General features: G+C 30.9%; 14 protein-coding genes and 2 pseudogenes. 12 read left to right on the top strand and 4 right to left on the bottom strand.

Annotation, left to right across the window (positions count from 1 at the left end; translation table 11 throughout):
- Positions 1-43: 43 nt before the first annotated feature.
- Positions 44-586 carry a phosphatidylinositol kinase gene (locus tag RCG18_RS25810; RefSeq protein ID WP_308038828.1) on the bottom strand — a complete coding sequence of 181 codons (543 nt, stop codon included), beginning with the start codon at positions 584-586 and terminating at the stop codon, positions 44-46.
- A 168-nt stretch (positions 587-754) separates the two neighbouring features.
- The gene (locus RCG18_RS25805; RefSeq protein WP_308038827.1) at positions 755-1,015 is read right to left on the bottom strand and encodes a hypothetical protein; all 261 of its coding nucleotides are present in this window, start codon (positions 1,013-1,015) and stop codon (positions 755-757) included.
- 160 nt (positions 1,016-1,175) lie between these two features.
- On the opposite strand from RCG18_RS25805, the gene htpG reads away from it, so the two are divergent.
- The 6 genes and pseudogenes from htpG to RCG18_RS25770 all read left to right on the top strand — a co-directional run bounded on the left by htpG (position 1,176) and on the right by RCG18_RS25770 (position 8,551).
- The gene (gene htpG, locus RCG18_RS25800) at positions 1,176-3,044 is read left to right on the top strand and encodes a molecular chaperone HtpG (protein ID WP_308038826.1); all 1,869 of its coding nucleotides are present in this window, start codon (positions 1,176-1,178) and stop codon (positions 3,042-3,044) included.
- A 35-nt stretch (positions 3,045-3,079) separates the two neighbouring features.
- Positions 3,080-3,831, top strand: a pseudogene (locus RCG18_RS25795) (exodeoxyribonuclease III).
- An 811-nt stretch (positions 3,832-4,642) separates the two neighbouring features.
- Positions 4,643-5,626, top strand: a complete 984-nt coding sequence (locus RCG18_RS25785; protein WP_308038825.1) for an asparaginase — start codon at positions 4,643-4,645, stop codon at positions 5,624-5,626.
- 44 nt (positions 5,627-5,670) lie between these two features.
- Complete coding sequence (locus RCG18_RS25780; protein WP_308038824.1) at positions 5,671-6,114, top strand: Lrp/AsnC family transcriptional regulator; 444 nt, start codon at positions 5,671-5,673, stop codon at positions 6,112-6,114.
- A 128-nt stretch (positions 6,115-6,242) separates the two neighbouring features.
- Complete coding sequence (gene aspD / locus RCG18_RS25775; RefSeq protein WP_308038823.1) at positions 6,243-7,883, top strand: aspartate 4-decarboxylase; 1,641 nt, start codon at positions 6,243-6,245, stop codon at positions 7,881-7,883.
- A 167-nt stretch (positions 7,884-8,050) separates the two neighbouring features.
- A complete protein-coding gene (locus tag RCG18_RS25770; protein ID WP_308038822.1) occupies positions 8,051-8,551 on the top strand; it encodes a hypothetical protein in 501 nt (166 codons plus the stop codon).
- A gap of 94 nt (positions 8,552-8,645) precedes the next feature.
- Here the strand turns inward: RCG18_RS25770 and RCG18_RS25765 are convergent, their stop codons facing one another.
- The gene (locus RCG18_RS25765; RefSeq protein WP_308038821.1) at positions 8,646-9,929 is read right to left on the bottom strand and encodes an SH3 domain-containing protein; all 1,284 of its coding nucleotides are present in this window, start codon (positions 9,927-9,929) and stop codon (positions 8,646-8,648) included.
- A gap of 171 nt (positions 9,930-10,100) precedes the next feature.
- Positions 10,101-11,591, bottom strand: coding sequence for a PLP-dependent aminotransferase family protein (locus RCG18_RS25760; protein ID WP_308038820.1), 1,491 nt, complete (start codon positions 11,589-11,591; stop codon positions 10,101-10,103).
- A gap of 237 nt (positions 11,592-11,828) precedes the next feature.
- Here RCG18_RS25760 and RCG18_RS25755 point away from each other — a divergent pair, with 237 nt between their 5' ends.
- The 6 genes and pseudogenes from RCG18_RS25755 to RCG18_RS25730 all read left to right on the top strand — a co-directional run bounded on the left by RCG18_RS25755 (position 11,829) and on the right by RCG18_RS25730 (position 18,091).
- Complete coding sequence (locus RCG18_RS25755) at positions 11,829-13,238, top strand: aminotransferase class I/II-fold pyridoxal phosphate-dependent enzyme (RefSeq protein WP_308038819.1); 1,410 nt, start codon at positions 11,829-11,831, stop codon at positions 13,236-13,238.
- A 66-nt stretch (positions 13,239-13,304) separates the two neighbouring features.
- The gene (locus tag RCG18_RS25750; protein ID WP_308038818.1) at positions 13,305-14,069 is read left to right on the top strand and encodes an SDR family NAD(P)-dependent oxidoreductase; all 765 of its coding nucleotides are present in this window, start codon (positions 13,305-13,307) and stop codon (positions 14,067-14,069) included.
- A gap of 234 nt (positions 14,070-14,303) precedes the next feature.
- Entirely contained in the window at positions 14,304-15,197 is an 894-nt protein-coding gene (locus RCG18_RS25745) for a GGDEF domain-containing protein (protein WP_308038817.1), read from the top strand.
- Positions 15,198-15,424: 227 nt separating this feature from the next.
- Positions 15,425-15,646, top strand: a complete 222-nt coding sequence (locus RCG18_RS25740; protein ID WP_178910836.1) for a YdbC family protein — start codon at positions 15,425-15,427, stop codon at positions 15,644-15,646.
- Between the two features lie 131 nt (positions 15,647-15,777).
- Positions 15,778-16,511 (top strand): annotated as a pseudogene (gene cwlD / locus RCG18_RS25735) (N-acetylmuramoyl-L-alanine amidase CwlD).
- Between the two features lie 398 nt (positions 16,512-16,909).
- Positions 16,910-18,091 carry a pyridoxal phosphate-dependent aminotransferase gene (locus tag RCG18_RS25730; protein WP_308038816.1) on the top strand — a complete coding sequence of 394 codons (1,182 nt, stop codon included), beginning with the start codon at positions 16,910-16,912 and terminating at the stop codon, positions 18,089-18,091.
- The last annotated feature ends 228 nt before the right edge of the window (positions 18,092-18,319 follow it).

Here is an 18,319-nt window from a genome sequence, read left to right as displayed (position 1 = left end):
AAAAAGCTTGCTGATAAATATCAACAAGCTCTTATTAAAGTGTCTACTCTATTAAAAGTTCATTATCTTTAAATTTTCCTATGGAGACTTTTCCGTTGGCATGTATATACATACCATTTCCTTCTCTTATATCCTTGTCCCAATCACCTATATATTTATCGCAGTCTATCCAAGTGTGAATACCTCTGCCATGGCGTAAGTCCTTTTTCCAATAGCCAACATAAGTTTCTTCGTCAGCCCAAGTAAAAATACCATATCCGCATTTTTCACCTTTTTCCCATTGACCCTCATATCTATCGCCATCAGGCCAGGTGTATATGCCATATCCATGCTGTAAATCATCTTTCCACTGACCTATGTATTTTTCACCACATGCCCAAGTAAAAGTACCTTCGCCATTCATTTCATTGTTTTCCCATTGTCCTACATATTTGCTGCCATCCTTATAAAAATAAGTTCCTTGACCATGCATTTTGCCGTCTTTACGTTCACCTACGTAATTGCCTCCGTGAACGTGTTTCTTCGGATTTTTATTATTTATTTTCAAATTAGTCAATTCTGTAGTGGATATTTTTATTTTCTTCATACTTGATTCTCCTCATATTATTAATGTTGATAGTAAGGTATAGTATTGTTAAAGGTTGAAAACCATTATCAATTACATATCACAAATTAAATTATAACACCACAATAATATATCTTCTATACTATTATAATAATATTTTCTATTTTAGGGTCTTTTGAAATTACAATACTAACCACCACATCTTAAAAAGCTTAAACGAAATTTTGAAATAAACTCTTCATACTTATCCTCCTCAACATGAAAGGCAATCAAAGTATGATGAAGTTTTAATGATCCCATCATAGACCAAACTTCATAACCTACTTCTACCTTCCAATAAGGACCCTTAAAGATTTCTTGATTTTCTGTTTTACCACCAATACTAAGAAAGTACTTTACAAAATCTTCTCTATAAATTCCACCCATTTCAAGAGTTTTTGTTACTATCATGTATATCACCTTCTTAAGCTATTTAATAGTACTAATTATAATATATACTATAAATTAGAAGTATCCAATATTCCACTTTAAAGCTATAATAGAGGACTCTTGACATAAATTTTTAAAAGATATAAAATTATGCTGAAATGAAGTAATTGGAGGGGTTTTCATGGTAAAAGAAAAAGGCAATATATCAATCAATACGGAAAATATTTTTCCAATTATAAAAAAGTGGTTGTATTCTGACAAAGACATATTTTTAAGGGAGCTTATAAGTAATGGTTGTGATGCAATAAGTAAAGTAAAAAGACTATCTTCCATAGGCGAAGCAAAGATACCTGAGGAAACAAAATATGAGGTAATTGTTTCAGTAAATAAAGAAAATAAAACATTAAAAATCATTGACAACGGCATAGGAATGACTGAAGAAGAAATTAATAAATACATAAATCAGGTAGCTTTTTCTGGTGCAGAAGACTTTATTGCGAAATATAAAGATAAAATGGATGAGTCTAACCAAATAATAGGACATTTTGGATTGGGATTTTATTCTGCATTTATGGCATCTGATAAAGTTGAAATCGATACTCTTTCCTATGTAGAAGGTTCAGAAGCTGTAAAATGGATTTGTGATGGTGGTACTGAATATGAAATAACTTCATCTGAGAGAAATGAAAGAGGAACTACTATTACGTTATATATAAGCGAAGATAGTAAGGAATTTTTAGAGGAATACAAGGTAAGAGAAGTTATCAGCAAGCATTGCTCATTTTTGCCTGTAGAAATATTTATTGAGAATGAAAATGCAAAAAGTGAGGAAAAAGATAATGAGAGACAACCTTTAAATGATACAAATCCTCTATGGTTAAAAGCTCCAAAGGATTGTACTGACGAAGAATACAAAGAATTTTATAAAAAAGTATTTTTTGATTTTAATGAACCATTATTTTGGATTCACTTAAATGTAGATTATCCATTTAATTTAAAAGGAATACTATATTTCCCTAAACTAAAACACGAATTTGAAGCAACAGAAGGCCAAATAAAATTATATAATAATCAAGTATTTGTTGCAGATAACATAAAAGAAGTTATACCAGAATTTCTACTGCTTTTAAAGGGTGCTATTGATTGTGCTGATCTTCCACTAAATGTTTCAAGAAGCTTTTTACAAAAGGATGGCAATGTTAAAAAGATTTCTAGACACATTGTAAGTAAAGTAGCAGACAAATTGACTACACTTTATAAAAATGAAAGAGATAATTACAATAATTTTTGGAGCAACATCCATATATTTATTAAATATGGATGTCTAAGAGATCAAAAGTTTTATGAGAAGGTAAAAGATATAATCGTATTCAAGACTATTAAAGGCGAATATATAACACTAAAACAATATCTTGAAGCTAATAAAGAAAAGCATGAAAACAAAGTTTTCTATGTAAATGATGAAAAGCAGCAAGCACAGTATATTAAGCTTTTTAAAGAAAATGATTTAGATGCAATTATATTGAATTCCACAATAGATAGTCACTTTATAAGCTTCTTAGAATCTAACGAAAGTGAAGTTAAATTCAATAGAATAGATTCAGATTTATCTGAAACACTAAAATCTGCAGAAGCTAATAATGATAATGAAAATAAAGAATTCAATGAAAATGTAGAAAGTATATTTAAAAGAGTATTGAACAATGATAAATTAAAAATTTCTATAGAGGCACTAAAAACTTTTGAGGTACCTGCTATGGTATTACTTTCTGAGCAGTCAAGAAGAATGTCTGAAATGAGTTCTATGTTTGGTGGTATGGATATGAAGGATATGTTCCCTTCAGAGCAAACCTTAGTTATAAATAAAAATAACATACTCATTAAAAAGCTTATTGAGCTTGATAAGATGGAAGATAAAAAAGAGGATGTAAATCTTATTTGTCAGCATATTTATGATCTTGCTATGATAAGCCATAAACAGCTTGATGCAGAGGCGATGTCACGCTTTATAAGTAGAAGTAACGAAATACTTGCGAAGATTGCAGGTTAATTTGTGAGCATATTGTAAAATTTGGAGGGATAGCTGTGAAACTAATATCATGGAATGTTAACGGCCTTAGAGCATGTGTTACTAAGGGGTTTCTGGACTATTTTAAAGAGGTGGATGCGGATATATTTTGCATTCAGGAAAGTAAATTACAAGAAGGTCAAATAGATTTAGAGCTAGAAGGATATCATCAATACTGGAATTATGCTGAAAAGAAAGGATATTCAGGTACAGCTATATTTACAAAAAGGAACCTCTAAGTGTTGCATACGGAATTAATATTGAAGATCACGATAAAGAAGGTAGAGTTATCACTTTAGAGTTCGACGATTTTTATATGATAACAGTTTATACACCTAATTCTCAGCAAGAGTTAGCTAGATTAGAATACAGAATGAAATGGGAAGATGACTTTAGAGATTATTTAAAATCTTTAGAGGAAAAGAAACCTATAATTGTCTGTGGAGATTTAAATGTAGCGCATAAAGAAATAGATCTTAAAAACCCTGGTTCAAATAGAAAAAATGCAGGATTTACAGATGAAGAAAGAGGAAAGTTTGCTGAACTTATGGATGCTGGATTTATTGATACCTATAGGTACTTTAATCCAGATAAAGAAGGAATGTATTCTTGGTGGTCTTATAGATTTAACGCTAGAAAAAATAATGCAGGGTGGCGTATAGATTACTTCTGTGTTTCAAATTCTTTAAAGGACAGATTAATAAGCGCTAATATCCACACAGAGGTTCTAGGATCAGATCATTGTCCTGTAGAACTTGTTATAAAGTAGGAAATTATAGATAATCACAATCGTAATTTATAACTACATATACAAATAATATTATATGGCCAGCAAAAATTTTTCTATAAGTCTTATATGACTATATTATATAAGACCTATAGAAAAGTTTTTGCTGGCACTTTTTTTACAGCTTATTCATTATAAACCAAGCTGAAAGTCTTCTCTTACTTTAATAAGATTGTACACAGACTATGCACATAATCTACTCTAAGCAAGATTTCACATAATCAACTGATACATCCATTCTAACAGTAATTCCTTCAGTGTCATTCATTTTTTTAATAAAACCATCAAAATCATCTTCTTCAAAATATTACTACCAAAAATAATTCCACTATCCTGTTTGTGAATAAAAGTTGACCAAGTATCTTTTGTTTGTAATGCAATACCACCTGTTAAAGTTACATTTACAAGATGTGAAGTAGCAATCATTGTATAATATCCAATAATATTTTTAACACTATGATTAAATCAATTATCGAAGTCGGATATCTATAGCTATATTAAGTATATTAAAGTTTACAATATTATGTTAAATACAGTAAAATTTTAAGTATTTTGTTATTAAGTTAATCATTAATTCAATAATGATTTTTTTAATTAAGTAATTTTATAAAAATAAATAATTAAGTTATGCAAAAGCATCATATAGCATTATTTCATGCATGTACGCTGTAAATACATTATGCTAAAATAAAACTACTTTAGATGGTGAGCTCATGAGTTTCAGCAAATATATATTTAAACTATCCCAGATATAATTATTTTTTAGCATAATAATAGGAAAAGGAGCACTGTCATGAAGAAGATTATTATTATATTTACTGGTGGAACAATATCAATGAAAAAGGATGAGAATAACAATGCCGCTGTACCAGCTATGAGTGGGGAAGATATATTAAAACATACACCAGGAATTGAAGATATTGCAGATATTCACTTCTTAGATTTTGGCATGATGCCGGGGCCTCACATGACTCCAGAAAAAATGCTAGAATTATCAAGATTAATAAGTAATAAAATTGAATTCGAAGGCTATGATGGAGTTATAGTTACTCATGGTACAGATTCACTTGAGGAAACAGCATATCTTGTAGATTTGACATATAAGGATTCAAAGCCTGTAATATTTGTAGGCTCGATGAGAAATAGTTCTGAGCCAGGGTGGGATGGACCTCCAAACTTAATAGATGCTGTGCATACTGCAGTATCCGATGAGGCTAGAAATAGAGGGGTTATGGTAGTAATGAGTGGAGAAGTCCATTCGGCATCTCAGGTAACTAAGACTAATACTCATACATTAGATACCTTTAAAAGCAAGGATTTTGGGCCTATCGGTTTTGTAGATAACAACAAAGTTTACTTTTATTATAGTTACACTAAAAATCAGTACATATCCACAAAAGAAATTGACAGCAATGTAGATCTTATAAAATGTGGATGTGGTATGAATGATCGTATCTTAAGGTTCTGCGTAGATTCTGGAACGCATGGGATAGTAATTGAAGGTATGGGAAGAGGAAACATTCCGCCAAAAATGGTTTCTGGAGTGGAATATGCTTTAGAAAAAAATATACCAGTTGTTCTAGTATCCAGATGCCTTATGGGTAAGGTTCTTGATGATTATGGTTACGAAGGTGCTGGAAGAGAACTTACTGAAAGAGGAGTAATTCTCGGAGATAATCTTCCGGGACAAAAAGCTAGAATCAAGCTAATGGTAGCATTAGGCCAGACTAAGAACTTGTCTGAGATTAAAGAAATATTTGAGAAGAACTATTATTAATTTAAACTCTAAAAATAAAATTTATTTTCCTAGGAGGAATGTTTATGGATTCTACGGATTATAGAATTATCGAATTGCTTCTGGAAGATGGAAGAATACCTATGAAGGAACTTTCACAAAAGGTGGCACTCAGTGCTCCTGCAGTAGCAGAGAGAGTAAAGAGGCTTGAAGAAGAAGGAATTATAACAGGTTACAAAGCAGTAGTAGATTATGAGAAACTTGGGAAAAAAATTAATGTGCTTATAAACGTAGGTATGAATGTTCAAAGAAATGAAAAATTTATGGAGTTTATTAAAAACGAGGATTCTATAATTGAATGCCATCATGTTACAGGGCCATACTGTAAGATTTTGAAAGCCAGACTTGAGAATATTGTAAGTCTAGAAAAACTTATTGGAAAGATACAGATGTTTGGCAATACGGAGACATTCATAATACTTTCTTCGGTAGAAAAAGAGCATATAATAAGCGATGATAAAAACATTTAATTAAATTACAGTACTAAAATAACAAATGACTGTTTAATATATCCAATTTGCATAGGGCAAGAGTAGATAATTATTATAAGAGCAATACAACAATATAATAAATGAAACATGATTGGGAGGATACAAACATGAATAATTTTAGTTTTCAACGTGAAGAAATTGAAAGAGTTTACGGAAAAATAAGTCCTTTTGAACTTAAAGATAAATTAATTAATCTTGCTGAGGAGTCAAAGAAAAGCGGTGCACATTCGCTGTTAGATGCAGGTAGAGGAAATCCGAACTGGATTGCAGCCACACCAAGAGAAGCATTCTTCACCTTTGGTCAGTTTGCTGTTGAGGAAAGCCGCAGGGTATGGAATGATAATGATTTAGCTGGTATGCCCAAAAAGGAAGGCATTGCAGAGCGTTTTGTAGACTTTGCAAAAACACATCAAGATGCTCCAGGGATTGAACTTCTTAGCAAAATAATTAATTATGGTGTAACAGTTAAGGGATTTAATGGTGACGATTGGATTTATGAATTAGCAGATGGAATTATTGGTGATAATTATCCTCAACCAGATAGAATGTTAAGACATATTGAAAGCGTGGTTAATGATTACCTTATTCAAGAGTTGTGCTATAATGAGCCTCTAGAAGGAAAATTTAATATATTTGCTGTTGAAGGTGCTACAGCGGGAATGTGCTATATTTTTGACTCCTTAATTGCAAATAATATATTATCAAAAGGAGATAAAATTGCACTTATGGCACCAATCTTTACACCTTACCTTGAGATACCTCATTTACCACGTTATAATTTTGAAGTTATTAAAGTAACAGCTGATGAGGTGTCTGAAGATGGTGCCCGCACATGGCAGTATCCTGCTTCAGAAATGGATAAATTATGTAATCCAACTATAAAAGCAGTTTTTATAGTTAATCCAAGCAATCCACCATCAGTAGCAATGAGACCAGAAACAATAGATCAGTTAAAAAATATTGTAGAGAATCATAATCCTAATTTAATGATTATTTCAGATGATGTATATGGTACTTTTGTAAATAACTTTTGTTCATTAATGGCAGATTTGCCATACAACACAATAGGAGTATACTCTTATTCAAAATACTTTGGAGTAACAGGTTGGCGTCTTGGAACTATTGCACTTTATGAAGATAATGTATTTGATAAATTGTTAAGAGAACAGGATGAAGATAAGAAAGAAAGAGCAAGAAGACGTTATTCAGGGCTTTCTACTAATCCTGATAAGATTCCTTTTATTGATAGAATAGTAGCAGATAGCCGTCAAGTAGCGCTTAATCATACTGCAGGATTATCAACACCACAGCAAGTACAAATGGCATTCTTTTCGCTATTTGCCGTACTTGATAGAGAGAACAAATATAAACAATTAACAAAAGATATTTGCCGCCGTCGTCAAAGACTGTTGTTTGATGGGTTAGGATTGGATTTAAGGAAAGATCCTTTTGATGCTGCTTATTATACTCAATTTGATTTACTAGAGTGGGCAAGCCGTAATCATAATGATGAATTTGCCAATTATCTACAAGAAACTTATAAGCCCGTTGACATTCTTTTAAGATTAGCAGAGCAATCTTCTATAGTTTTATTAAGTGGCAGCGGTTTCCATGGGCCAGAGTGGTCTATTAGAATATCACTTGCAAATCTTAATGATGAATCTTATTCTAAAATTGGACAAGTTCTTCGTAAAATATTACAAGACTATGCTGCAGAATGGAAGGAATCAAAAAGATTAAAACAATAAATAAAAAAGTTACGGAAATTATATGAGTTAGTATTCCGAATGTGATAAAAATTAAATATACAAGTAGTAAGAGAGGAGCTTTATACAAAAAGGCTCCTCTTTCCTAACATAAAAGAATATTAAAAGATAAAAATATATGTAAACAAACCTAGGAGAGTGATGAAAATATGAGACACTTCAAAAATAAATTAATTCACTTTCTTATTTTCGGAAGCATATATCTGAATATAGAAATTATAACAAGAGCCCTTGGAAATTCTTTAGTTGGTTTCAATGGCATATCTGAGTTGAGTTTATGCGGATGGACTTCTTTATGGATGTTTCCCATAGGAGGTTTTTGTGCAGTTATCATTGGAACTTTGAATGACTATCCAGGATATTATAATTTGAAAATGTGGCAGCAAACAATAATGGGAGGTTCATTAATTATAGCGGTAGAATTACTTTCTGGAATATTTCTCAATATTATTTTAGGTCTACACATATGGGACTATTCAAGTAATAAATTTAACTTCATGGGACAAATTAACCTGCAAAATAGTATAGCTTGGTATATTTTAAGTATAGTGATTATATGGTTAGATGATGAATTAGCATATTACATTTATAGAGATGAAAAACCAGACAGCTTGATAAATTACTTTAGAAAAGTAGTAACATTGCAGTAATATAAGTTAGGTTTCAAGGCTGAAAATTAATTATATAAAGAACTACAAAAAGAATTTAAAAGAAGCACTAGATTTTACCTCTAGTGCTTTAATTTTAGTTGCTTTTACTTATTACAATAGGATGTACATTTTCTGCAGTAAGAGAATTTAAAATCTCATTTGCAGGGTAATAATTGTTCTTTCCTTTTGGTGAACCATCTGAGTAATTTGAGTTGATGTTAAATGGATCGTATATTTCAAAATAAGTTTTACCATCTACTACTCTATAACCTTTTATAATAACTGTATATGTATTTCCATCAACTGCATGGAAACGTCCAACCTTAGATTCTGAGCTGTTATTATAATTTATATATTGAGGATTAAGATTAGCAATAAGTATGTTTCCATCTTTAAGTTGCTTTTTTAATGAGTCTTCGCTTATTGTGTCGCAAGAACTATAATTTATCTTTGAATCCTTTAGATAGGAAACAATATTGCTAATGCTCCAAGCTGATCCACTGTTTTCATATGCATCTCTTATATCTGCTGTGGACTTGTCAAGCAAAGGGTTTGTCCATTTAATAGCCATAGCTACAGCAGCAGGGCCGGAGTTTACATTTAAATATTTTCCAGTATCATTCTGGCCAATATACCAATCATAATCTCTATCATTATTTACAGATTCTGTTTCTTTTTCTCCGAGGCCAAGTGAATTTACCTTTGATTTAATACTAAAAGGTAAAGTTGATGTATACTTTATTTTTATGCCATCAGCGCTTTCGATATTGTCTCCTATAATTAGCTTATAGGTTTCTTCATAGTTATAGCTAGTGCTCCATGGAATAACAGTTACTGAGTAATCCTCTATTACAACTTTAGTAGAAACAAAATTACCTTTGCTATCTATAACCTTGAATTCATTTTTATTACTTTCAGTATCTTTTATTTTTCTATTAAATTTGATTTTCCATTGTTTAAGGGTATCTATGTTTTTTCTCTGATCAAAGTTTTTATATTCTGGTACTTTAGATGGAGTCTTATCACCTGTGTTTGAATTTTGATTTTCTTTTGGTGGAGTATTGTTATTTGATGTATTTTTACCAGGTGTATTTTTATCTAATACTATATATTGTTTAGATACATATCCATAAGAGGAACCAAATTTAATTTTATACCAATCACTTGTAGTTTCCAATATCTCTACGCTATCATCTAATTTTAAACTACCTATAATTTTTGCACTTGAGTTAGATTCACTTCGTACGTTCAAACCTTGTTTAGAGGATACAACACCATGCAGCGGATCGGCGGCTTTAGCTGCATAAGAGGCACCTAATATAGAACCAATAGTTATTGAAAGTGAAAGTACAATTGAGATTATTCTTTTGCTTTTCATTAAAGTCATCTCCTCCTATTTGGAAAAGTTAATATGCTTTTCATTAATTTTCTATAACTATATATTAACACATCTATGGTAAAAAAGTTATAAATAAACCTTTAATTTTATAGGAACGAATAGTACACTTTTAGCACTACAAAAGTTTCTATTTATGATTTTTAACATTTACTAAATTATTGGTATATCATTATGACTACATTTCTGATCTATAAAAGAAGATATAATACTACATAAAGCCAGAATGCCTTCTTTTAATTGATGTTCATCTAAAAAGCAGAAACCAATACGTATATGGTTAAATTCGGGTTCGCTTGGATAACATGTGGAGCCAGGAAGAAAGGCGATATTACGGCTTTGGGCTTCAAAAAGAAGACTTTCTGCACTCATCCATGAAGGCAGTGTAATCCAAATATTTGGTCCTCCTTGTGGAACAGTCCATTTAACATCAATTGGTATATGCTCTGTAAGTAATTTCAAAGCTAAATTACGTCTTTTAATTAAAATAGAGTTTAAATTCTTCAAGTGTTTTTCTATAAAGTTAGATTGAAGGAAAGGTAACAGTGCTTTTTGAGTTAGCAATGGACTTCCAAGATCAGAATTTGCTTTAGCGGCTACAAGTCTATTTAGTATTGAGCCTGATGCGGATACTGTTCCAATTCTGCATCCCGGTGCTAAAAACTTACTAAATCCTTTAATATATATTACGCGTCCACTGGTATCTAAACTTTTAATAGATGGTAAAAAACTCTTTTCAAAAGTTATCTCACTCCAAGGGTCATCTTCAACTATTAAACAATTAAAGTCTCTTGCAATATGAAGTAATTCTCTTCTTCTTTGCATACTCATAACGGTTCCTGTTGGATTATGATAGCTTGGTATTGTATAAATTAATTTTGGAGAATAAGAATCACAAATTTTTAAAAGTAAGTCTATACGCATTCCCTCCTTATCTACAGGAACAGATAAAATAGTAGCTCCTTGCCAGCGAAAAACATCAATAGCAGCAGTATATGTTGGAGCTTCCATAATTACAACATCTCCTGCTCCAATAAAGGTTCTGGCAACTAGATTGATTGCCTGTTGTGATCCATTAGTTATTACAATTTCTTCTGCAGACAGGGAAACATCTTTGGTTTTTAAATAGTTAGAGATGGAAGCTCGTAATTCCAAATCTCCTTGTATAGGTCCGTATTCAAAGAGCAAAGATGGATTTTTTAAAACAAGTGAGGATAAATGCTTAGAAATATGCTGCTCAGGAAGTAGAGAACTGTGAACGTGAGCAGCAGACATCTGAATTTGTGGCTTTGTAGTTAAATTTATATTTTGTCTCCAAAATTGGGCCCTTGGAAGATGGTCAGTGATTGAAAGCTGCCAATCAAGGGAAGTTGAATCATTTTCAAGATTGTTATTATTAACTACATCTTCTGACTGAACATAAGTACCTTTTCCTTGTATAGTTGCTATAAAGTTGTCTTTTTCCAGTAAAGAGTAAGCTTTAACAGCAGTAACCAAGCTTACTTTCAATGTTTTTGAAAGACTTCTAACAGAAGGTAATTTAGCACCTTTTTCTATTAAACCTGAGGATATGCGATCAGATATGGATTGGTAAATCTGTACTGATAAAGGTATATTAGAATTTCTATTTAAATCTATGTGCATTTTTATTTTCTCCTTAAGTGTTATAGTGTGTTATTGACTGTTATGCATAATATAAAGGTATAATTATGATATAAATACTATATCATATCATAACAATAGAGTCGAATAAAATATTAAAGGAGGAAAAATGCTATAAAGGAAAGATAGAAAAGATTATGGAATTACAGATATAGAACATATTAATTACTTATAAAGTGTCATTAATCTAGTATAACATAATTTGAAGGGAGAATAATTATGGACAAATATTTAAAAAGTGATTTAGAAAATATAAATAATCTATTAGAGAAAGTAAAAAATAATGCATGTACATTTCTAAAGGATATTGATGAGATACCAACTTTCTCGAAAGATTCAAAGGGTTATAATAATTCTCAATTAAATCAAGAGGGTTTAGGGGGAGAAAAAGCCTTAGAGGAATTCATAGAGAGGTTTTATAAAGGAATAGTTTCTAGTGCAGGGTCTAAATACTTTGGTTTTGTAACAGGAGGATCAACTCCTGCGGCGTTAATGGGAGATTGGCTGGTAAGTGCCTTTGATCAAAATGCCTCAGGTAGAGATAACTCCAGTGGTACAAAAATTGAGGAAGAAACTATTAATTTATTAAAACAGCTTTTTGGTTTACCACAGGCATATTCAGGAGCCTTTGTTACCGGTGCAACTATGGCTAACTTTGTGGGATTAGCAATTGGAAGACAGTGGGTAGCTAATGAATTGGGTTTTGATATAGCTAAAAATGGTATGTATAGTCTTCCACCAATAAAAATTATAAGTGCTGCACCCCATTCAAGTATTTTAAAATCTTTATCTATGCTGGGCATGGGAAGAGACAATATGCACTATATTCCATCTATTAATGGTAGAGAAGCAATAGACATTGAAGCATTAGAAAACTACTTAAAACAAAATAATGGAACACCTTGCATTGTTGTGGCAAGTGCAGGTACAGTAAATACTGTGGATTTTGATGATTTAAAGCAAATAAGGGAATTAAAGAAAAAATATAATTTCTTTCTTCATGTAGATGCAGCTTTTGGAGGCTTTGCTGCCTGCTCTCCAAAGTATAAAAAACTTATGGAAGGAATAGATGCAGCTGATTCTATTACGGTAGATGCACACAAATGGCTTAACGTTCCTTACGATAGTGCAATGCAATTTACTAAACATACTAAGCTTCAAATCCAAGTTTTTCAAAATAATGCTATATACTTAGGGGAACTTTCAGAAAATCCTGATTTTGTTCATTTAACTCCAGAGAATTCCAGAAGGCTTAGAGCTCTTCCAGCATGGTTTACTTTGAAGGCTTATGGAAGTAATGGATACCAGGAGATAGTTGAAAGAAATTGTAGTTTAGCAGAAGTATTGACTAAAAAGATTGAAGAATCTAAAAACTTTAAGTTATTGTCTGATACTAGACTAAATGTAGTTTGTTTTACTATTAATTTAGGTAATCATAGTGCTACATTAGAACAAATACAGCAGTTCTTAAAAATAGTTAATGAAGATGGCAGAGCATTCTTTACTCAAACTGTATATAAAGGAACACCTGGAATAAGAGCAGCTATAAGTAATTGGAGAACGGAAGAAAAGGATATGGAAATTGCATGGGAGGTATTAAATAAAGCTTATAAAATTTATTTGAGGTAATATTCTCGCAATACTAATATATGGTATAATACCTGTATAAGCGTAAATTTAAAATGAGGTGAGTTTATGATAAGAGATAAAATTGTTTTTATAAGTGGAGCTAGTAGCGGAATAGGTGAAGCTACAGCTAGAAGATTTGCAAAGGAAGGTGCTATACTTTTACTTTGTGCAAGAAACATGGAAAAACTGCATAGCTTAAAAGGTGAGTTAGAAAAAGAATATGGAGCAAAGGTTTATGTGTATGAATTAGATGTAAGAGATAAAAAAGCTATAGACGAAGTTTTTGAGAATATACCAAAAGAATTAAGAAATATAGATATATTAGTAAATAACGCAGGACTTGCTCAAGGATTAGAAAAAGTTCAAGAAGGTGATCCAGAAGAATTTGATGTTGTGATAGACACTAATATAAAAGGACTTTTATATTTGACTAGGAAGATAGTTCCTACTATGATAGAAAATCAGAGAGGTCATGTTATAAATATGGGTTCAGTGGCAGGGATACATGCATACCCAGGAGGAACTATTTACTGTGCTACTAAAGCGGCAGTTAAATTTATAAGTGATGGATTGAGGATGGACATAGTACATACTCCTATAAGAGTAACTAATATACAACCTGGTATTGTAGAAACTAATTTTAGTGTAATTAGATTTCATGGAGATAAGGAAAAGGCTGCTAAAGTTTATGAAGGGATTAAGCCGTTAACTCCAGAAGATATTGCAGATATAGTGTTGTATACTGCTTCTGTACCAGATCACGTTCAAATATGTGAAGTAACAGTAACAGCAACCCATCAAGCAACTGGTGGAGTAGTTTATAAAAAATAAAACTAATTTTTTATCTTAGGCATCTGAAAGAAAATAGACTAGTATACTGACTAGTTATTTTTTTGAAGATGCCTTAACTTGTATTTCCTAAATTACAGTATTCTATTTATATAGAAATAAAATTCTCCCTAAAAAAGTTATAAGGTTATATAACAATAATTATCTATTAGTATAATGTATTTAATGATATAATATGATAATAAACAATATTTTTAATATTGGGGAGGAACTGCCATGGATAATAAAGATATTAATGTAAAGTTATTAATAGATACTATGTCAGTATTTGAAAAGATATATGATGTAATTAGGATAGTAAACCCAATGAAAAAACAAATTTTAGACTTAAAGTTAAATAAGGTCACTGAACTAGAAGCATCCTGCTATAGTTTTTGGAAAAAGGGAAAGGTTTGTAGTAATTGTGTTTCGGCTAGGGCCTATAATGAAAATGAAACTTTTGTTAAGATAGAATATAACGGAGAAAAAGTGTACATGCTTACTGCTATACCTGTCCAATTTGAGAATACCTCAGTAATCATTGAGCTTTTAAAAGATATAACTAACAGTGGAGTAATAGAAAACATAGAAAGTAAGGACAGCGATACAATTCATAGTGTAGTAAATCATATGAATGAATTAGTGATATCAGATCCTCTTACTAATGTATTCAATAAACGATTTATAAATGAAAGACTTCCTGTTGACATGATAAATAGCTCTTTAAACGGAGAACCAGTATCTCTGATAATGGTAGATATAGACTTTTTTAAAAAAGTAAATGACACTTATGGACATGTAGCTGGTGATGAAGTTATAAAGACTGTTGCAGCTATACTTAGTAGATCTATAAGAAAAGATATAGATTGGGTAGCTCGCTATGGCGGTGAGGAATTTGTAGTGTACTTAAAGAATACAAATAAAAATTCTGCGATAAATGTCGCAGAAAGAATGAGAAAATCTATAGAGGATGCTGAAATAAAATATGAAGGAACAACAATAAAAGTTACAGCTAGCTTTGGGGTTAGAACACTGCTTGAGGAGCAGTTAAATCAAGAAGAATTAATTAAAGAAGCAGACAGTAAATTATATGAGGCTAAGAACAGTGGAAGAAATAAAATAATAGCATAAAATTACATAAATATGTATTATATAAATTCCCTTATTGTAGATATGTATACAATAGGGGAGTTTATTTTATCTAAAATTACATAATCACTTGGATAAAACTATAATACTATTGAAGCTATGGACTTTAAGCATCATCATGGTAAAATAACTATAGAGTATTCAGATAAAATAAGCATTAAATTTTTAAATTAATAATTTACGGAAAATATAAAACGGGAGGTATAAATATGCCAGAGATAAAATATGAAATAACAAAAGCGATAGGTACTCTTTCAGAATCTTCAAAAGGATGGAAGAAAGAATTAAATCTTATAAGTTGGAATGATAAAGAACCTAAGTATGATATTAGAGACTGGGCACCAGAACATGAGAAGATGGGTAAAGGTGTTACACTTACTAAGGAAGAACTTATAGAATTAAGAGATGTTTTAAATAGAATAGATTTATAAGCTTTAAAAACACTAGATGTTTATGTCTGGTGTTTTTATTTATTTGAATTTAGTATAAGTGCAATAATAATTATAAATTTACATAAAATACTGATGAAAATCTGAAATACATAAAGTGGAGGTGAAAGATATTGAATTGTATAAATAAAAAAATAACGTTAAGAATTTGTGTAATATTCATAAGTATGATATGTGCAATATATGTGAAATATAGCAGTACTGTTGCAACTTATACCACTCCTGTTAAAGCAGAAATAGATAAAATAATATTGATAGATCCGGGACATGGAGGAATTGATGGAGGAGCAAAATCAAAAAGAGGTTGCCAGGAAAAACATATAAATTTAAGTATAGGTTTAAAATTAAGAGATAGACTTAAAAATATGGGGTATGTAGTTGTTATGACAAGAGACAGTGATAAAGGACTTTATGGGCTCACAGGAAGCATAAGAAATAAAAAAAATGAAGACTTAAATAATAGATGCAAAATGAAAAGAGATTCAAATTGTGATGTTTTTATAAGCATTCATCAGAATTTTTTTGAGCAAAGTTATTACCATGGCGCTCAAGTGTGGTACTCAAAAAGTGGGAGAGTGAAAAATTAGCACATATTATACAGGAAAATTTCAAAATTGACTTAAATAAGAAAAATAATCGTGTGGAGAAACCTGCTGAAAATGCTTATAAGGTTCTAAGGTGTCATAGTGATATACCTTCAGTGATTGTGGAGTGTGGTTTTTTGACTAATCCACAGGAAGAAGAAAAGTTAAAGAGCGAAGAATATCAAAATAAGATAGCAGATTCTTTAGCTAAATCGGTAAAAGAGTATTTTGATTCAGAAGGTCAAAAAGTCTTATCCTATTAGATTCTGAAATATATAAAACAAAGTCACTAGAAGCTAAATATCTAGTGATTTTGTTTTAAGCAGAGATGCAAAATCCTAAGTAGATATCCCAAATCTATGATTTGGTGATAGTCACTTACACAGCGTGCCAATTTTAATATGGCCGCTCACTCAGTAAATACTCCTCTTACATAAAGAAGAGGAGTTTCATAATTTCAATTGTAGAATGAATAATTTACTAATATTTAAATATAAGGAATTATAATTATATTAAGATACGAAAAATGCAAAAATATTCAGATTTAAGTGTAAATTTAAAATATAAAGACACAAAAGTGAAGAAAATAATGGTATAATTAAAATAGTTGAAAGGTATACTGCAGCTTTTCAATAATATAAGAAAACAAGGGGGATGTTTTATGTTTTCAGAAAAGATAGTAAATAATTTAAAAAATTCATCATGGATAAGATTAATGTTTGAAGAAGGTACAAGACTTGCAGAAAAGTATGGAGCAGAAAATGTTTATGATTACAGCATAGGGAATCCTTACGCAGAGCCACCAGTAGAAGTCATAGACTCACTTAAAAAACATATAACAAGCGGTGAAAAAGGAATACATAGGTATATGAGTAATGCAGGCTATGCAGATGTCAGAGGAAAAGTCGCTGAAAGCTTAGAGAAGGAAAGTAAAGTTGAGCTTTCAGCAAACAATATTGTAATGACAGTTGGAGCAGCAGGAGGGCTAAATGTTGTATTAAAATCACTTCTTAATCCTTTAGAAGAAGTAATTGTTTTTGCACCTTATTTTGTAGAGTATAATTGTTATGTTGACAATTGTGGTGGACAAACAGTAGTAGTAGCTCCTAATAAATCAACCTTTGAGCCAGATTTAGATATTTTCGAAAAAAGCATTACACCAAAGACAAAAGCTATAATAATTAATAATCCGAATAACCCAACTGGAGTTGTATATAGTGAGAAAATTTTAAGAAGTATTGAAGAAATTTTGACGAGAAAAGAAAAAGAATATGGAATTTCTATATATGTTATTTCAGATCAGCCTTATTGTGAGATAGTTTATGATAACGCTAAAGTTCCAAGTTTACTTTCTATTTTTAAAAACACTATTATAGTTAATTCATTTAGTAAATCCTTAGGTCTTGCAGGAGAAAGAATAGGGTACATAGCTGTAAGTAGTAGAATAGAAAATGCAGATATTCTTTCAGATGCGTTGGCCTACTGCAATCGTACTCTCGGCTTTGTTAATGCTCCAGGACTATTTCAAAAGGTTATTGGAGATGCAATAAACGCTAAGGTAGATATTACTGGATATGAAAAAAGAAGAAATTTCTTATATGATAATTTAACAAGATTAGGCTTTGAATGTGTAAAACCACAAGGGGCTTTCTATCTTTTCCCAAAAGCATTGATAGATGATGATGTGGAGTTTGTTAGAAGAGCCATGAAATATAATATATTGCTTGTTCCAGGAAGTGGTTTTGGATGTCCAGGACATTTTAGAATGTCTTATTGTGTAAAGTTTGATATGATTGAAAGATCAATTCCTGCTTTTGAGAAGTTAGTACAGGAATTTAAGTAATATCAGTTTAAAAGAAATAATTTATTTTATGTTGTAAGGTTTAGAGAATTAAAAGTTAAATTATATTTTAGAATATGTTGCTAAACTTTGAATGCTTTAAGTATTTTTAGTTTTAGCGACATATTCCTAAAAGTAATTTAATTTTTTTAGCATGAACTCTTATGTAGAAATGTAGTATAGAAATCTAAAGGAAAAGTATATAACAACAAGACCAGGCGTGTCGATATA

The organism is Clostridium sp. OS1-26, from assembly GCF_030915445.1.
Classification (GTDB): domain Bacteria; phylum Bacillota; class Clostridia; order Clostridiales; family Clostridiaceae; genus Clostridium_AM.
This window is presented reverse-complemented; position numbering and strand designations above follow the sequence as displayed.

Excerpts from the sequence above, each read along its gene's own strand:
- htpG (WP_308038826.1), top strand. The coding sequence starts at position 1,176 with ATGGTAAAAGAAAAAGGCAATATATCAATCAATACGGAAAATATTTTT.
- RCG18_RS25805 (WP_308038827.1), bottom strand. The coding sequence starts at position 1,015 with ATGATAGTAACAAAAACTCTTGAAATGGGTGGAATTTATAGAGAAGAT.
- RCG18_RS25755 (WP_308038819.1), top strand. The coding sequence starts at position 11,829 with ATGGACAAATATTTAAAAAGTGATTTAGAAAATATAAATAATCTATTA.
- RCG18_RS25745 (WP_308038817.1), top strand. The coding sequence starts at position 14,304 with ATGGATAATAAAGATATTAATGTAAAGTTATTAATAGATACTATGTCA.
- RCG18_RS25765 (WP_308038821.1), bottom strand. The coding sequence starts at position 9,929 with ATGAAAAGCAAAAGAATAATCTCAATTGTACTTTCACTTTCAATAACT.
- RCG18_RS25760 (WP_308038820.1), bottom strand. The coding sequence starts at position 11,591 with ATGCACATAGATTTAAATAGAAATTCTAATATACCTTTATCAGTACAG.
- aspD (WP_308038823.1), top strand. The coding sequence starts at position 6,243 with ATGAATAATTTTAGTTTTCAACGTGAAGAAATTGAAAGAGTTTACGGA.
- RCG18_RS25770 (WP_308038822.1), top strand. The coding sequence starts at position 8,051 with ATGAGACACTTCAAAAATAAATTAATTCACTTTCTTATTTTCGGAAGC.
- RCG18_RS25785 (WP_308038825.1), top strand. The coding sequence starts at position 4,643 with ATGAAGAAGATTATTATTATATTTACTGGTGGAACAATATCAATGAAA.
- RCG18_RS25780 (WP_308038824.1), top strand. The coding sequence starts at position 5,671 with ATGGATTCTACGGATTATAGAATTATCGAATTGCTTCTGGAAGATGGA.
- RCG18_RS25740 (WP_178910836.1), top strand. The coding sequence starts at position 15,425 with ATGCCAGAGATAAAATATGAAATAACAAAAGCGATAGGTACTCTTTCA.
- RCG18_RS25730 (WP_308038816.1), top strand. The coding sequence starts at position 16,910 with ATGTTTTCAGAAAAGATAGTAAATAATTTAAAAAATTCATCATGGATA.
- RCG18_RS25750 (WP_308038818.1), top strand. The coding sequence starts at position 13,305 with ATGATAAGAGATAAAATTGTTTTTATAAGTGGAGCTAGTAGCGGAATA.
- RCG18_RS25810 (WP_308038828.1), bottom strand. The coding sequence starts at position 586 with ATGAAGAAAATAAAAATATCCACTACAGAATTGACTAATTTGAAAATA.